This window comes from Sunxiuqinia sp. sy24 (assembly GCF_052677165.1).
This window is the reverse complement of record NZ_JBQYLH010000021.1, coordinates 55,828-73,565: the sequence shown is the minus strand read 5'-3', so window position 1 is coordinate 73,565 and position 17,738 is coordinate 55,828. Positions and strand designations below refer to the sequence as shown.

The following is a 17,738-nucleotide window of genomic DNA, read 5'->3' as shown; positions in this document are numbered from 1 at the left end:
TCATCGTCAAGCTTCTATTTCGTTATTTTTTTATATTGGGCAGCATATCTTTCTCCTAAAGTAATGTATGATTGCCGGTCAAAATGGACATTGTGATGGTCAATAGATGTACAGCCGCTACTTTCAACAAAACCCGTGTTCTCCACTTTCTCAGGCAAACTACGCAATACGGATTTTACCTGGTTAATCCGCCGGGCTCGTTCAGGAGTATTGTGCTCCTCGCTTGTGCCATAAAATTCGGCTAAGTTCCCAACAATGAAAGGAAGATCTGGAATATTCAGGTCCGCACGTAGATCAGCGATTAGCTGGTGTAGTTTTCCTTCATAGCCTTCAGCCAGCTCTTCAGTAATTGAATCTGATTCGCCCTGGTGCCATAAAATACCTTTAATTTTTCCTTTTTTTTGCGCGAATTCAGCTTTGGCAAGTGCATCATTGTAGGTATCGGTCCCTTTCTTCAACCGATCAATTCCGGCACCTCCCCAAGCCACCGGAATTAAACCAACTTTTACATTCGGATGGTCTTTCATATATTGTTTGGCAAACGGAAGTCCCAAGCTGAATCGATCTGATTTTAAACGGTTATGTAAAGGATGGGCAGCCGGCTCCCAAACAAAATCCCCCGTACCGATTGTAGGGATTTTATAAATCCCTTTAACAGGAATAGTGTCTTGTGGCAGTAGTTCTCCGTAACCCGCCATATTCGACTGCCCCATTAACAGAAAGATGTGCCATTCGTTTTCTTGTGTTTGGTTGGATATTGAACTACGTAGTGTCGAAACCAAAAGCAACAAGGTAATAACGATTATTTTTGGTGTCTTTTTCATAAAAATTCTAGAGCTTATGTGATTTCAATATAGCTTCAACGTATCGTTATTCCACGACAATCAAGCACTTAACTGATTAGCATTTCACAATACCACCCCCAACTATTGGATGCAAAATATTATATTCCTCCTTTATTCTATTTTAAATAGAACATTGGCTGTAGCCCAATTGTCGCTCCAAACTTCCACAATCGTGAACCTGTAATGCAAGAAAAGAGTTTTTCTTTCTGGATCGTAATAATTTTCAGCTGCTTCATATTCTAAAGTAAATTACCAGCATCATAAAGACCAGTAGCATAATCGTCATTAATAATCAATCCTAATCTCCAATTACCTCCTTCTAAGTCAGGTTTTGTCCTAAACTTATTGAATTCACCTGCAGTTTTCCCCAAAGGATCAACCCCGGTTACATAATTCACCGCAGCCTTTAAGGAGTATAATCTAAATTTGAAGCTTCGGAATAAACCCATGCCCTATGAATCGGGAAAGTCGGTGTAAAGTCAATTTTAGCATCTTTTCTCTGAGTAACTTAATTCCCTTGCGTATTCACTGGGAAAACGCCATTAACATGATACATTAAGGATGATTTAGAATTCCAATCGGGGATATCCATCCAGGGCTCAAAAATCATAACACCTGGGAGCTCTTTTCTCAATGCATAAGCACACTTCTTCCAGATTTTAACTACCCCATCGAAACTCATTACTGGTTGACCGTCACGGTATGCAACATCAGCTCCAATTTTTGTATCCCATTCACTCAATATTTGAAAATAAGCATTCCCTCCTTTTTGCCCCCAATCTTCAACTGCATTATATCCATAAAATGGAAGTCCAGCAACCACTTTCTCTTTTGCAATCCCTTTATCCAGAATATTATTTACGAAGGTTACATACTGGTCATATGGAGAATGATAATAGTTTGGTGCAAAATTGTCATAAATCATCACATTAATAAAATCCAGATAATTCTCAACGGCTTTCATATGGCCAGTATTATACCAAATTATTGCCTGTGTGAGCTCAATGTTTAATGGATTTAACTGTTCAAACATTTCTTTGGCAAAAACTCCTGCGGCCTTCTTCTGTTCTGCCGTTTCAGGATGTTCCCAGTCAATATCTACGCCATCGTAGCCATATTCCAAACATAGATCTTTTATACTCCCCACATAATTACGAAGTATATTTAAATCAGCAATAAGTGGCATATAGCGTTCATTTCCACCACCAAAACCAAGATATAGTTTTGTCTTTCTTTCTTCACGTCTTGATATCGCCTCAGAAAAAAGATTTCTCAGTTTATCATTTGGAACGATTTCTCCATTATCTGCAATGCTGTAATCCTGCTGATTCGTAAGAATAATAATGTGAGTTAGGTTATCGTAGTAATTGTCATTTAAATATTCAAGTCCCTTATCAGAACGAATGTAACCAACAACCATATGACTTCCGTCACCCCGTACTGTATAGTCAATTTCACTTAAAGGATCTAGCTCAGCTATAAATGTTTCTGCTTTAGCCTGAAATTCATCGGTCATTTTGGCATCTGGTTTAAACAGTGAAAAATAAACGATCTCCTTTGAAGCATCAACTCCTTCAATTTGTATCAATTTATTGGCATCTTCACTTGCGATCCGCACTATTTGAACAAGCCCGTAAATATCGGTATAAGTTAAGCTAATAGCTACTTCGTCATAGTTTGTCCGCTTTTCAAACTGTAAGCTTAATGTGTTTTTATATACATCTTTTAGCAAAATGACGCGATTCTTTAATTCCGAGATGTATTTGTCTCCATATACTCGAATATTACGGGTTCCTTCTTTTATTGTATTTCCTTTTTTATCTGAAGTTTGAAAAGTAAATCGAATCATTCCGTCTGAAAAACCACTATTTTCGTCTAGTACAACCTCCATAGTATCAGAGATAACATGGCCTGGAATAATAAAAGGCTTTAGAGTTTCACTGTTTTGACTCCATCTTACCGTTAATTTTTCAGCATCCAAATTATCTTCCCGATAACGAATTTTCAGTTGTTTATAGGAAGGTATAACCTCAACTAGATCGAATTTCCCAATTTCGATCTGATCAGGTTCGTCCATGGATTCTTCACCGTTTTTATCGCAGGAAATAAATCCAAGCAAAACAAAAAATAGCAATAATCTTGATATCATTGTAGTTTTTATTTATAAGTTTTATAGTAATTTTTTGAAAATTTAATCTATGCCTGGCCAATACGTATATGTTCCATGAGTGTTGGCACTTACAATTGCTTGTTATAAGTTATAGAAAGCGAAGCACCTCGTATTCGAGGCACCTCGCTTTTTATAACTATTTTATTTACTAGCTATTCTAATATTCACCCCACATGGTAATTTCGCCAAGATTCAGAAAAATTGAGTTATCCCAAACATTGTTAACACGAATTCGAACATATTGCATTGGTTGCATATTTTGAGTAAAATCGGCAAAATTTAGTTCTAACGTTGCGTCTCCACTTGGGGCAACAATCCCTTCGTGATAAGCAATTTTTGTCCATCCTTTTGAGATTGCCTCTGCTTCCCATCCAGGATCATCACAAGAAAGATCAGTTTCAGCATCTGTCAAATCACTTGTGCCCCAGATGTCGAAATTTTTGGGGAACCTTGCTGCCTGTCCAGGTCGACAATCAATTTTTATTCTGGTTGGTTTAACTATATCTCCTAAATCAAATGTAAATGTTAATGGAGGACCATCATTCCATTGACCAGTATGATAGTGGTTACTATTATCTAAAATATCATCGAATAGTTTTGAGATAGAACCACCCCAAGACTCTCCTAGGTTGTCATTCTTCAACGCAAGCCCTTTTATTTGAGTTTTGTCTAGCTCAAATTCACCAGTAGGTAAATCGATCATTAATTCGAGCCAGTCTGTTTGAAATGTATCCAAGGCAGTTGCTTCAGGAAGATAGTGCATACGGTGCGATATATTAGTTCCAATCTTAATATCTGTTATCGTCATCATATTCTCAGAAGGCTCATACTTCTTTACAACTTCTTCATTCTCAACATTAATATATTTTAACTCAAATGCAGTTGCTTTTTCCGCACTATTCATCCATGCAATGTCAGTTTTGATTCTAGTAACCTTTAATTCTTGAACAGCACGATGTTTTAATATTTGTTTATACTTATCGCCATATGTGACACCAAAAACAGTTACTCCAATTGATTTATTCCCCAAAATATCCTTGGTTACAATTTCCAACTGATGTGAACCTTCCGGAAGGTCGTTTAAAGCAATTCTCACAGTGTCCATGCCTGCTGTTGGCTCAACCTCTGTTACAATCGAATCCATCTTGTTATTCCAATAAATAACAACACGATTTACTTTTATGGCATTATCCAAGACAAACTGAACCTCACCTCTATTATTCCCAGCGAAAAATTCGACTGAATCCACTTTTGTTAAATATAGTATTTCTCCATTTTCAACAAATTTTTCATGTACCTCATACATATCTTCGCATGCAGAGAAAAAGCCCATACATGATATTAAAATAAGGATTATATATATGAATGTTTTTTTCATTTGATTACATTTTATAGCATGCCTATTTATTTCAAACAATAGGCATACTGGGTTTATCTATAACTCAACGATATCTCCGAAAAGATTAAACTCGGCTAAATACGTAAAATCTGTTTGCCCCCATGTTTCCAAAACAACAAACCTTAAATATCTAACATAGGGAGCGTCCTCCGAGATCTCAAACTCATGCCCTTGTCGCAGTAATATCAAATCCTCTTCACTATTCTGGTTAACAGGTAAACCCGATGGCTTTTCGATAGTACACTCTCTGAGTTTTGTCCAGTTATCTAGTGAGCCATCTTCGGCTGGTGTTTCCGCTGTTCCATATACCTCCCAACGACGAACGTTACCGTGAGCATATGCTTGTAGAGATGGGACATCCTGACGTTGCCACATTTTGTAGCGACTTAACTTAACTTTTACACCAAGATCAATTGAATACACATGAGGCCACCCCTTACCACTTTGAGTATGTGCTTTAGTCAGTACATCATCATCGTAAGCAGCTTCGTATTGTCCACCCCATACACTCCAGTTTTGATCTCCTGCAAGAATTAATTTTCTAAATTTTGATTTATCAACTTTCTCTTCAAATTTAGGTATAATGTAACGTCCTTCTTGCGGAAAGATCGTGTCAGAATAGTTCATCCAACGATCACGAATTAATAGGGCAAATGGTCTTTCAACCGATTTGTAACCTCTAAGGTATCCCAATCCATCTAACTGTGAAGAATAAATTGTATTAACAATAACCATTTCCCCTAATGAGTCTTCTGACATTAAGTAGTAAGTTAAAGCACTCTCAGTAGCATTCGCCCAGGTAAATTTTGCACCACCAAAAGCAGGTTCAATTTTAACCGTTTTGGAAGTTGCAATAACAGCGGGCTCAAGTGGATTTATCGTCACTGTAACAGGAGCAGAGTAATTTTCACTTTTATCAACTGCATATAAGCTCACCCGGTGACTAAGTGTATCTCCAAACCCTTCAATCTTTAATTCATTGTTGTAAAACGAAGCACGGGTTTCACTCATTTTCCCGTTTAATTCAAATTGAGCAGAAACATATAATAAGTCCTCATCTTGCGGAATATTATATTTTAGAACAGCACCACCATTCACATTTTCAATTTCCACTCCGGTTACAATACCAGGTGCTTTCTGATCTTTTAATGTAGGCCCTAATACATCTTCGTGACAACTATGAATGCCTGCTATAAAAAGAGCTACAATTGCATATTTATATATTTTCATTTTATAATGTTTTTGAATTTACCATCCTGTATTTTGTTCCAGGTTTGGATTTAATATGATTTGTTCTTCCCGAATAGGCCAAAAATAATCTCGCACTGTAAATTCCTGGACGAAATAGGTGTTCACCTGATAGTAGGCCTGTATTTCTTTTTCGCCAACACTCCATCCCTGTAAAGGTTGGTTTAAATATTCGTAACATAATTTCCAACGTCGAAGATCCCAAAATCGTCCACCTTCAAAGCTTAGTTCAATTAGGCGTTCTTGTTGGATAATCTCGCGCATTCCTTCTTTTGATAAAGGTTTATTCGGATATTTTGAAAAATTAGCCCAAGACTCAACAACTCCATTTAGTCCTGCTCGTTCACGAACTTGATCGATTGCATTATAAACTTCCGTAGTTGGTGCCTCATTAACCTCGTTTAAAGCTTCCGCATAATAAAGGTAAAGATCGGATAAACGCACTATAGGAAATGGGTAGTTCTCAGTGTGATATTGCGTCCCATCTGCATTAAATTCAGTCTCAACATTAATGAGCTTACGTGGAAAATACCCAGATTCATTTCTATCATTCGCATCGTAAACAGCTGCAGGTTCACCTTTTCTGCATTTGATCCACCAAGCCTTGGATTCATCATCATAAACACCATTTCCAAACCAAACACTACGGTCGAAAGCTAAATCAGCATAGTACCGAAATTCGCGGTCAAAATTCACAATTGCAGTTTCTTCTCCCTGTTTAATGAACTTACGATCCTTATATTGCGATATTTTCAATTTGTATCGGTCGCTGTAATTGAATATCTTATCCTCATTAATTGGTACACCATTATTCGAATAATACTGCTCGGCAACTTTAAACGGTACTGCGAAGTTTGATGTAACTGGATTTTCATTAAGTGCAAACAAACGGGGCTGAGATCCAGATTGAAGTCCTCCTCTTCCTCCACCAACAATACTGGTAGCCGTTGCCCAGATAACTTCATTATTCCATCGTTCAGTGAAACGAGAACGTAAAGCCATTTTCATTTTCGTAGTATCCGAAAGTGCATACGGAGTTATAAAATTGTCGACTTGGTATAAACTAAAACCTGCCTGTTCTGCAAAATCAATCGCCTCTTTACATGCATCAGCAGCGAATTGCCATCTGGTATCGTCATATTCAGATGGAAACAATGGGGTCCCTGCCTGATCAACCAGTCCTGTAAAGTCTGGGTTTCCGTTAAATAAAGGACTGGCATATGTAATTGCAACCCGTGCCTTAATAGCCGCAGCAATCGGTTTAGATATACGCCCAAGTTCTGTTTTTTGTTTGTCGATATTGTCAGGCAAATCTAGGATAGCTTCATCAAGTAAGCTCAATACATAATTGAAACAATCTTCAACCGGATCTCTATAAACCTTGGTTGAAGCGGTAGAAGCTGAAACAGCTATACTCTCATCTGAAATGTGAATAGGCCCGTACATCCGTATCAGATAAAAATGATAATACGCTTTTAGAAACTTCACTTCAGCTTTCCACCTAACAGACTCATCTTCCGTCAAATCAGGCACTTCATCAATTCGTTCAAGCAAAATATTACAAACTCGAATACCAGCGTATAAATTTTTACCACCATTAGCACCTACCCAGTAATCAAATCTTGGACTAGTAACTGTTTGGTTATGACGAGCCATCGCTGGTCCATTGAGTTCTCTTTGATGATCAGGTAGCCATAATTCATCTCCACCCACAATTGTTGGGTTGGAATTATAGCTTGCAAAGTTGGGCAAAAACGAATAACACGTTGCCAGATATTTTTCTGCATTGTACCTATTGGTAAATGCATTATCGATTGTTGCAATGTTATCGGGAACCACATCGAGGTAGTCGCATGATGATATTGCACCAGTCATTAAAATGAATAGTAATATTTTAATCCTTTTCATACTTCAAAATTTCAAATTGATTAATTCTGATTTTAAAAATTAACCTGTAACCCCAGGTTTATAACTTTCTGTACCGGATAACCCAGTCCATTTCCTCCCATTTCAGGATCCCATAATTTAAATTTGCTGAAGGTTAGCAAATTCGTACCACTCACATAAAGCCTAAAATTCGTTAATTCAACCTTTTGAATAAGATTTTTCGGCAACGAATAACCAATCTCCACAGATTTTAAGCGTAAAAATGCTCCATCTTGCATAAACCAGGTACTTCTTTGCGCATTATTTATTACCGACTTATCAGATAGTCTTGGCCACAATGCATATATATCCCGGTTATCCTCCGACCAATGGTTACCTGCATATGCACTTAACAACTGATTTTGTGAACGAATATTTCCATCACCATCGTTATCAATAAACGGAGCAGTACTGTTTGTATCAATCCAAAATGATTCCCTACCTAAACCTTGAAAAAATGAAGAGAAGTCAATGTTCTTGTATCCTAAAGAGAAACCAAAACCGTAAACAATCTCTGGAGAAGTCGGATGTCCGATAGGAACACGATCTAATCCCGTAATTTTATCATCACCATTTATATCACGGTATTTGATATCTCCAGGACCATATTCTCCAAATGTTTGTAAAGGTGAATTTGCAACGTCTTTTTCATCAATGAACAAACGTTCTGCGATATAACCCCACTGCTGACTAATGGGCTGATCAACGGCAGACAACCAAGGAGTAGCAGAATAGTCAGGCTCTTCGACGGCTTTCTTCTTTCCAACGGCATAAGTAAAATTTGCACGTCCAGTTATCCAGAGACCATTACTAAATGATTTATTATAGTCTATCGATCCGTCAAACCCCTGACTATAGGCAGACCCAACATTTGCACGCACTTTAGATTCTAATCCCATACTTGCTAATTGCAAGCGATCCATCAATATATTGCTACGACTTTCTCTAAAGATATCAGCATGAATATCGAATGCTTCAAACAAACCCAGCTCGATACCAAAATTGAATTTTTTGGCAGTCTCCCATGTAATCAGGTCATTGGCATACCTGCTTATAGAAACGCCATTAATACGATAATCCATCTTTTCACCCCATCTGGCACCTCTGCCACCATCATCCAAATTCACCTGCGAAATATAAAAGAAACGGTCGTCTGCATTACCAATTGCGTCGTTTCCAACTAAACCATATGTAGCTTTAAACTTCAGATTATTAATCGTGTTTGCTAAAGGCTTCAAGAAATCCTCCTTTGAAGCTATCCATCCTACACCTGCCGATGGAAAAAAACCAAATCGTTCTTTTTGTGCAAAACGCTCCGATCCGTTGTACCCAAAGTTAAATTCAGAAAAATATTTGCTTTTATAGGCATAAGTAAAACGACCTGAGACTCCCATATTTCTGTATGGAAGGGATTTCTGAAGATTACCTGCGTTTGTTATTTTTTCTTCACGCATAGTATAAACGACCAACCCACTTACATTGTGATCTTCAAGAAACTCCTTATTGTATTGAAGTGCAGTCTCGACATACATGTTTGAAGATATATCTTTGCCTCCTTCGTTGTAGTTAAGGTATTCTGTTGCTGTTGACTCATTCAAAGGAACAAGATCAACCGCTTCGGTTGCATAATTATAGATGGCTGAATAATAATTAGGATTATAAAATCGATTCACGCTTGCGAATGAATAACGATTAACACTTCCCAATGCCCTTACAGACAATCCATCTAAAACGAAACTTAAGTCTTGTTTCAACTCAAATTGAGCAGTAATCTTTGTTTTATCATATTCCTGGTAACCCTTTACCAAATCGGCATATGGATTTATGTAATCACCCTTCTCATAGTTACCAAACATTATATGTTTCACATATTGAGTCTCTTCTGTTTTTGAATAATACGCAGGAAAAAGCACCGAACTTGATCGCATCACCTTATTATAAACAGCTGACCCACCGTCAATTGGACCATTATAATCATCAAAAAAACCATTAAATCGGATGGCAACTTCTGTGCTCTTTGTTACGTCAATATTTATATTTGATCGTAACTGGTAACGCTTCAGATTAATGTTATTGTTGAAATTATTCTGATTATCAACATTAAGATTACCATTATCTTGATTTACTGTTGCGGCCAAATAATAACGTGATACCTTACCACCACCAGAGACGCTGAAGTTTAAGCGGTTATTCATGGTAGTATTCTTAAACAATTGATCGTACCAATCAACAGTTGGATACAAAAGGGGATTGTTCCCTTCAATGGTTTTATCGATTTTTTCTTGAGAATAAGGAAGAATTCCTAGTGGATCGCGTGTTAAAACTGCTTCGTTATGTAACTTCATATAAGTTACCGGATCGGCTAATCTAACACGCTTAGTTGGAGAAGAGAAGGAGTTTTCAAATCGAATAGATACCTTAGCTTTTCCTTCAACACCTTCTTTAGTGGTAACCAATATTACGCCATTCGCACCGCGTGCTCCATACAATGCAGTTGCAGTTGCATCTTTCATAATTGAAAAACTGGCAATATCATCGGGTTGCATACGTGCTAAATCAGCCGATGTATTTTCGACACCATCGATTAAAATTAATGGGCTTTTTGAATAACCAAAGGAGGTAACACCACGTACAAAAAACTCGGCATTATCCTGACCTGGCTCACCACTTCGCTGATACGAAATAATTCCTGCAATTTTCCCAGCTAAAGCAGTTGTAAGATTACTAGAGGGAACCTTTAGCTCTGAAGGTTTTACTGTTGACACCGACGCCAAAACACTTTCCTTTTTCTGCCTCGCAAATGCTACAACCGTAACATCATCCAGCTCTTCCGTTTTTGATTCAAGTACAACTTCAATGTTGGTTTTGTTACCTACGTCAATAGTTTGTGATTGCATTCCTATAAATGAAACCACCAGCTTATCGGTAGATTCAACATTGGCAATCTCAAATCTACCATCAACATCAGTAATTACTCCACGAGTAGAACCCAAAACGGTGATCGTAACTCCTGGTAATGAAGCACCTGAAATATCGCTTACAGTGCCAGTCAATTTTTTCTTCTGTTCAATCTCTAATGCTTCCTTTATTGTGGCATTTTTAAAGTTGAGTGATAAGTTGGTTCCTTGCGCAAAACTATTTGAAGCATGCACTTGGGGAACAAGTAATAAAGCAAACAAGGTTGCTGTCATAGTTAGAAATAGCTTTGATCTCCACAAATTAAAACAAGTGAAAACCATCAACACATAGTTTTTTTTCATAATTTTGCAAATGATTAGAATAATCTAGTTTTTTATTCAGCATTTCACGTTTCGAGCCGGAAATGCATAATTAAGGAGATGTATCTAGCGTCCCCTTTTTTTCATAAAATGTTTGGTCTGTTTTTTTACATCATAGGCGATCAGGTTGTTATTTAATTTATCAATTATTTAAGACTCAAGTACTTTTTTCGACATCAAATTTCCGCTTTAGTTCAGCAATACCCCCCTTCAGCGAATTATCATTAAAAACCAATTTTGTTCCGCTTTAATCCAAAACATATCGTTGTTATTGGATCGGAGCCAGCAATTCTAATCATTAGTACCACAATAGTAAATTAAGCCATTAGTTTCATGGGGTACATTGAAAGACTGTAGTAACAAAGCTGACGAATAAATAAAAAAATGATGTATTCAGTACTTCTTAAAATGCACTCAATAATTCAACCAGCGCGAGATCAGTGTGTTGCCTAGTTCTTTTTTCGATGATTAGATGGAGTAGCGTTGTATTTCCTTTTAAAGCACTTGTTAAAATAAGCTCTACTTTCAAAACCTGTTTCGTAAATGATTTCGGTAATTGGTGAAGTTGTTTCTTTTAGCAGTCGAGCGGCTTCAATAATTCTAATTTCGCGGATAAATTCTTTGGGAGATTTACCTGTTGTGTTTTTTACTTCATTATACAGTTTGGTTTTACTCATATGCATGGCAGAAGCAAATTGCTCTACAGAAAAATTGGAATCAGCCAAATTATCAGAAATTACTTTTTCGAACTCTTCTGTTAAAGCGCTTTTTTCTTTATCTTGAGCTAAAACATTTCTCTCTTTTTGGCGCCAATATCTGATATATAAAAGAAACATTAATACCAGCAATACGACAAAACCGACGTAAAGCAGAGTCTTTGATCGATGAACCTTTAAGTTTTTATACCAAAAATTACTCTTTATTGAATAGACTTCTCTGATTTGCCGGTCGTTCAGAACCCGGTTCCAAATAATCAAATCATCCATTTGGCCCTCAAAAAAATCGTTCCAGAGGTTAGTGCCAATTTGCAATTCTTTGGAAACATTTCGAAAGTCTTCAACAGGGCAAAATCCCTTTTTCTCTCCATCAATATAAAATGTAACTCCAAAGGTTTCTTTAAACGAAAGTGCAATATGGTGCCATTTATTCGGTGTAAGTTTTGCATTCACCTCGAGCAGATCTTTATGTTGAGGAATTGTAAACAACAGTGTTCCGCCACCGTTAATCCGCATGGCATAGGCGTGCCCCAATGCTGCAACTGCTCCAAAATCGCGATTAAACTCATTTTGTTTTACCCATGCAGAAATAGTCACAGCATTATCAATAGGTAATTCATCGAAGATGATAAAGCTGTTCTTTCCATTAAAGCTGGCTACACGTCCTTTGATCGAATCATTCTGAAAAACAATATTCCTGGTTTGTGGTTTTTGTTGTCTCTCCGATAAAAAGTACCGGTGCTGATTATCGAAAGAATGATAAAATACTAATCCATTGGTAAGAGGTTCTTCAAAAGGAAGTAGCTGATATAATTCCTTAATTTTATTCTGCGATATGGCTTCTTTAAAAACTTGGATATTTTGCATCGCACCATGAAAGTTATCTTTCCAGTTATCTTTACCAACAAAAACCTGCTGACTCCAACTTTTCATATTACCCACCCAGCTAAATTCAGCAACTAACTCAGCATCTACATATATTTTAGTTTTCGGAAAATCAATAATAAACGAAATAAATATCCAATTTTGATTACTGAGCTTTAGGTTGGTTGTATTATGGTCTTGGACACCAGGCTCAGTGAATTGCAATTCACGATCAGTTGTCGTTCTTAACCAAAAAGCATTGGCGATTCCCACAATTGCCATGTTTTTTTTAAGTAAATCTTCAGGTTTTATCCAGGCACAAAAAGAAAAAGTGCTGTCGAATGATTCATGCATTTCTATGTACGAATCGATCCCATTAAAAATGTAAGAAGGAGAAGTGGTTTTGCCTTTTGTAGTTTCTATTTTATGTGGTACGGATGATTGAGAATTGAAAATATTTATTGGCAAAACATCCTGTTCATTTGAACTTGCCATTTCCCAAAACAGCAATAACAATATGATACCTACAAATATTTTCGAGACTTGTTTCAATCCATATTCAATTAGAGGGGTAAAAATACGATTTACAGCTTTATCTCTTCACCATTATTCACAGTTTTGATTTCTAATTTAACCGGTAAATTGGTTTTGTTCTCAAACTGACAATCGAAAATCAAATTGCAATTTCCTTTTTCAACTTCAAACCTTTTGGAGTCTACAGATACCTTTTTTACGATGTTCCAGGTTGCAGTGTAAATTATGGCTTCCGAGCCTCCTTCATATTTCAAATAATGTTCTGCCGGAACAGTAACATCTAATTCAACCTTTTTGAAGTTGTTGATATCAAAACTCAAATTACGAATTGCCGATTCTTTTGGTGCAGTAACAATAAACTGTAATACTTGTGATCCATTAGTATTATCAAATTGAAATTTTGAATGAACCGGTTCGCCCGGCTGACGAATTATCTGTTTGTGCTCAAAACGATCAATTTTATACTGATACAAATTCCAGGTATTTTCGGAAAGCGGTACTAGATGAAATTCATTTTTTATGTCCTCCATCAACTTTTTTTGATCGGTAGTAAATGCTCCTGCGTGCCGCAATTTTTCCCACATAGCAATTGTTTCAAGCAACTGGTTACCCAAACCGTTTGTAGCTACTATTCTTTCGGAAGTGGTAAGTGCAAACCCTGCATCGAAACCCGCTGCACGTGCCAGCAACCATTCTACATCTTCCAAACTAATTTGTTCCGACATGCTGAACCACCCCAACATACAGGGCATTAAATTACGGCGATAAAAGTCCTGATTCATTAAACGGTATTGCGTTTGGCTTTCACGAAAACCGGCATACCAAGGTTCGCCCCAGTTCATTCGGGTGTACATGTGCCAAAAGTAGTGACCGGGATTACTTGCATCCATAATTACTTTTCCCTGTAAATCAGGATTTAAATTATCATACCACTCTTTTGCGAAACGCAGGCGCCCATATTGTCCCATTCCTGTGGACCAGTTTCCTTCCAAGCCATCAAACGACACTTGATACAATCCAGTGTAATTGAACAAATCGGCAATTTTATTGGCAATTTCATCTGAGAGTGCGTTATTGCTAAGAAAAGTTTTGTAGCCATGATCCATTAGCTTTGAAATGCTTGCTCCTTTTTCATGAGAACTTGCCAAGGTTTTAAAAGCCCCACGTTCGCAATCCAACAAAGTCCAAGGTTTAGTATCAGAAACTTTGGCGTATCGAATTATTTCATCGCCCACTACCACAGCATGCAAACTGTTGTTTTTCATTTGATTGAAAAACTTTGGATCTTCAATTATAATATTATTGGTAGTTGCATCAATTGCTGAAACTAAGGTACTACTTCCTACTTTTGCCAAACGCGAATCTGGAATTGGAGTAACATACGGATCGTTAGTGGTAATAAAATTCGAAAGCGTGTGCAGTCCTAGTCGCACTCCCTGTTTTTCAGCGCGCTCCACACAGCGTTTCATACTTTCCCAATTGTCGGGGAAGGGTTTTTCCTGAAGATCAAAATGTCCCCAGTTTTCAAAAGGGCCGCCATGATAAAGGTATTTTAAGCCGGCCTTCTGGGTAAGCTCAATGGCCCGATCGAGATTATCTTCAGAAAAAGACTGAATTAAATACGATGCCGTAGCACCGATTGCTGTTTTTCCCCATTCGCCATCAATTTCAGGATGAGGTAGCCCTTCAGCAATTTCTATTTCACCAATAGTTTCCAATGCTTTTTTAGCTTCACAGCCGAATAATGCGATTTTTGTCCCAATTAAACCACCATCATCAAAAGCAGGCACTTCATAAAATTCGTGATTCCATACTGGAATTACCTTGTCTTCACTTCTGTTTCGACAATACGCTTGAACGACACTTCCGTAATCGGTGTGTTTTGCTGTTTGTCCACGATACAAAACCTTTACCGAATCGCCAATATCAACTAGATTATTGGTGGCAAAAATATCATAAGCGGGTTCGGTATCGTCTTCATTGGTAGGATAACCACCCAATGTTTTTGGATTTAAGGATTGTATTCCAATGGCAAAATTGTCGTTTCGAACAACACCAACTGTTTCACCCACCGTCTTTTTAATGGTGGTTGCAAAAGGTCCCCAAATAGCAAGATCGGGTTGTGTGTCACCCTCAATTTCTACTAATTCAAAATTTGTATGAGTAGGTTTTTGCTCTACTTTAATATGAGCCGTAGTTTTAATCGATTCAAAAATTAGTTTTATGGTAGTTCCATTTTCATCCCAGTCCATTTTATCCGGATGAATAATTGAGCCGTCTGAGCGAAACGATAAAAGATATGATTGTTGGTTTTCGGGATAATATTCCTTTTGTTTTTTTAGGTCGGTGAAGCTTACAATCTGACCTTTGTTATTTAATCCAATCTGGAAATTTTCACTATTTATGTTTAATTGATTAGTCGAGCAAGCTGAAAAGATGAAGGCAATAAAGACAACAAATAATATCTTTTTCATGGTTTTAGGTTTAGCTGATAAAAATACTGAATTCAGATTTGGCAAATAAAGTTAACTATTGAAGTTTAATTATAACCCTTTTACTTACGTTATTTTATTTGAAAATGGGCTGCCCATAAGGACAACCCATTATTATTTAATTGAATTAATTGATTATAATTCAGGATTAAAAGTTCCGCCCCAACCTGCATTTTGCTCCAGATTTGGGTTTCTATCGATGTGACTTAACTGAATTGGGAAGAAGTAATACGAATCTAGCATAACCATTTCTTTTGGTCCTGTAGTAATTAGTTCTTCAATCGAATAACCAAAATCTTCGGGTAGCAACTTATAGCTTTGTGCATTTTGGAAGTCTTCAGAAGTTACCTGATCGTAAGTACGTCCCTGGACCGTCATGGCCATAACTCCGTATTTGCGCATACCATTTAAGCGATCTAACATGCGATGACGACGAAGATCCCAGAAGCGCTTCCCTTCGAATAGCATCTCGATGTATTTTTCATGAAGGATGGATTCAGATCAATTTAGATCTAAGCAAAATTGGCTGATTGGATCAAGAAGTTGTTTCTTCCCTGAAGAGCAACAAAAAACTGATCAATATAAGAGTAAGCCTTTCCAAATCAGACAAACTCGCTCTTGATATTTTTTAGTTAGTCAAGCATTTTTTAAATGGCGTGCTTTGTTTTTTTATTGGTCCAACCAATAAAAAAAACCGCTTTCCACAACAAGAAATGCCTAATATGTTTTATTTAAATCATTCGTCCTTACTTCAGATAGTTTATCGCGAAGTATTCTTTTAAAATCGACCACAACAGTTTTATAATCCGGATGCTCTGCTAGATTGGTATATTGCTTTGGATCGTTCTCCATATCGTATAATTCACTCCCGGCACTGGCATCCTCGTTGTACTGGATGAATGCCCATTTATTGGTTCTCAACAAAAAAGACTTGCCACCTTGGGTAACTGAGAAAGCCATGTCACGAACCGATATTTGAGGATTATCCAGTGTTTTAACCAAACTCTTTCCCTGAATATGCTCTGAATATTCCAATCCGACCAGTTCGGCTGCAGTTGGGTACAAATCTATTAATTCGGCAAAAGAGTTGCAAACAGCTGGCTTTTTGCCAGGAACTTTAATGATCAAAGGAACACGCACCGATTCTTCATGTAAACTCACCTTCATCCAAAAACTATGTTCTCCCAAATGGAATCCATGATCGGAAGTAAACACAACAATCGTATTCTCGTCCAATCCTTCTTCTTCTAGCGTATTCAACACTTTACCTACTTGAGCATCCATATAGGATACAGATGCATAATAAGCCGCCACGGCCTTCTTTTCCTGCACCTCGTTCATTTTACCATTAACACTGGTAACGTAGTTAATCCCACGCGTAGGAATGTCATCCCAATCTCCTTCCACCTTCTCAGGTACATCAACAGCTTCAAAAGGATAAGGACCAAAATATTCTTTTGGTGCAACAAACGGAACATGAGGCCGCACAAAGCCAACCGCTAAAAAAAACGGCTTATCTTTATGTTGACGAATTAGTTCACATGCCTTTTTTGCAGTCTTCCCGTCAGCGTGAACAAGGTCGTCGCCATCAGCTTTGACAATGGTCATGACGTTACCTCCTTTTATAGGTAAGTTCCCATCCGGATTCCCCTGTACCAATTCCCCCTCTCCTGCTGCAAGCCATTCTGGTCCCTTACTATTAAATTTTTCGTTCCAAGAAGCTGGGTCATCGGTACCATCACTCCCAAGTTCAATATCAATGGGGACACCCATGTGAAATATCTTACTGACTCTGGCTGTGTAATAACCATTGTCTTTAAACAATTGTGACCAGGTTTTTCGTTCAGGACCTATGTTTTCGCGTCCGCTCACGTACCCATAGGTTGTAGTTGCATTTGGGTAATATCCCGACATAAACGAAGCACGCGATGGTCCACAAACCGGATACTGACAATAAGCCTTGGTATATCGCATTCCTTCTCCTGCCAATTTATCAATATTTGGCGTGTGACAGGCTTTGTTTTCGTAGGCTGATACCGCACTAGCTGTTAGATCATCAGCAATTATAAAAAGAACATTTAGCCTGTTTCCCGGATTCATAACTTCGTCATTCGCAGCAGCCACAGCTTCCCCGGCCTTCGTACAATTGCTAAATGTCGAAATTAAGACTATGACTGCCAGCGCAAGATATTTTCTCATAATTTTAGAATAAAATATTGTTTAAACAAAAAATTCAGCCATACCTGACGATGCTGTTGTATGGCTG

The 17,738-nt window shown here is 37.6% G+C and carries 10 protein-coding genes; all 10 read right to left on the bottom strand.

Features of this window, described 5'->3' with window-relative positions; translation table 11 throughout:
* Positions 1-14: 14 nt before the first annotated feature.
* The 10 genes from ACUNWA_RS16660 to ACUNWA_RS16615 all read right to left on the bottom strand — a co-directional run bounded on the left by ACUNWA_RS16660 (position 15) and on the right by ACUNWA_RS16615 (position 17,671).
* Positions 15-824: a sialate O-acetylesterase gene (locus ACUNWA_RS16660; protein WP_445593063.1), complete on the bottom strand. Its 810-nt coding sequence runs from the start codon at positions 822-824 to the stop codon at positions 15-17.
* Between the two features lie 529 nt (positions 825-1,353).
* The gene (locus ACUNWA_RS16655; protein WP_445593062.1) at positions 1,354-2,994 is read right to left on the bottom strand and encodes a glycosyl hydrolase family 18 protein; all 1,641 of its coding nucleotides are present in this window, start codon (positions 2,992-2,994) and stop codon (positions 1,354-1,356) included.
* A gap of 178 nt (positions 2,995-3,172) precedes the next feature.
* Positions 3,173-4,393, bottom strand: a complete 1,221-nt coding sequence (locus ACUNWA_RS16650) for a DUF4998 domain-containing protein (protein ID WP_445593061.1) — start codon at positions 4,391-4,393, stop codon at positions 3,173-3,175.
* 57 nt (positions 4,394-4,450) lie between these two features.
* The gene (locus tag ACUNWA_RS16645) at positions 4,451-5,644 is read right to left on the bottom strand and encodes a DUF5000 domain-containing lipoprotein (RefSeq protein WP_445593060.1); all 1,194 of its coding nucleotides are present in this window, start codon (positions 5,642-5,644) and stop codon (positions 4,451-4,453) included.
* 18 nt (positions 5,645-5,662) lie between these two features.
* Positions 5,663-7,570, bottom strand: coding sequence for a RagB/SusD family nutrient uptake outer membrane protein (locus tag ACUNWA_RS16640; protein ID WP_445593059.1), 1,908 nt, complete (start codon positions 7,568-7,570; stop codon positions 5,663-5,665).
* Between the two features lie 32 nt (positions 7,571-7,602).
* Positions 7,603-10,848: a SusC/RagA family TonB-linked outer membrane protein gene (locus tag ACUNWA_RS16635; RefSeq protein WP_445593058.1), complete on the bottom strand. Its 3,246-nt coding sequence runs from the start codon at positions 10,846-10,848 to the stop codon at positions 7,603-7,605.
* A 467-nt stretch (positions 10,849-11,315) separates the two neighbouring features.
* Positions 11,316-12,998 carry a LamG-like jellyroll fold domain-containing protein gene (locus ACUNWA_RS16630; protein ID WP_445593057.1) on the bottom strand — a complete coding sequence of 561 codons (1,683 nt, stop codon included), beginning with the start codon at positions 12,996-12,998 and terminating at the stop codon, positions 11,316-11,318.
* Positions 12,999-13,030: 32 nt separating this feature from the next.
* Entirely contained in the window at positions 13,031-15,454 is a 2,424-nt protein-coding gene (locus ACUNWA_RS16625; protein ID WP_445593056.1) for a hypothetical protein, read from the bottom strand.
* A gap of 153 nt (positions 15,455-15,607) precedes the next feature.
* The gene (locus ACUNWA_RS16620) at positions 15,608-15,964 is read right to left on the bottom strand and encodes a RagB/SusD family nutrient uptake outer membrane protein (RefSeq protein ID WP_445593077.1); all 357 of its coding nucleotides are present in this window, start codon (positions 15,962-15,964) and stop codon (positions 15,608-15,610) included.
* Positions 15,965-16,189: 225 nt separating this feature from the next.
* Positions 16,190-17,671, bottom strand: a complete 1,482-nt coding sequence (locus ACUNWA_RS16615; RefSeq protein ID WP_445593055.1) for a sulfatase — start codon at positions 17,669-17,671, stop codon at positions 16,190-16,192.
* Positions 17,672-17,738: the final 67 nt, after the last annotated feature.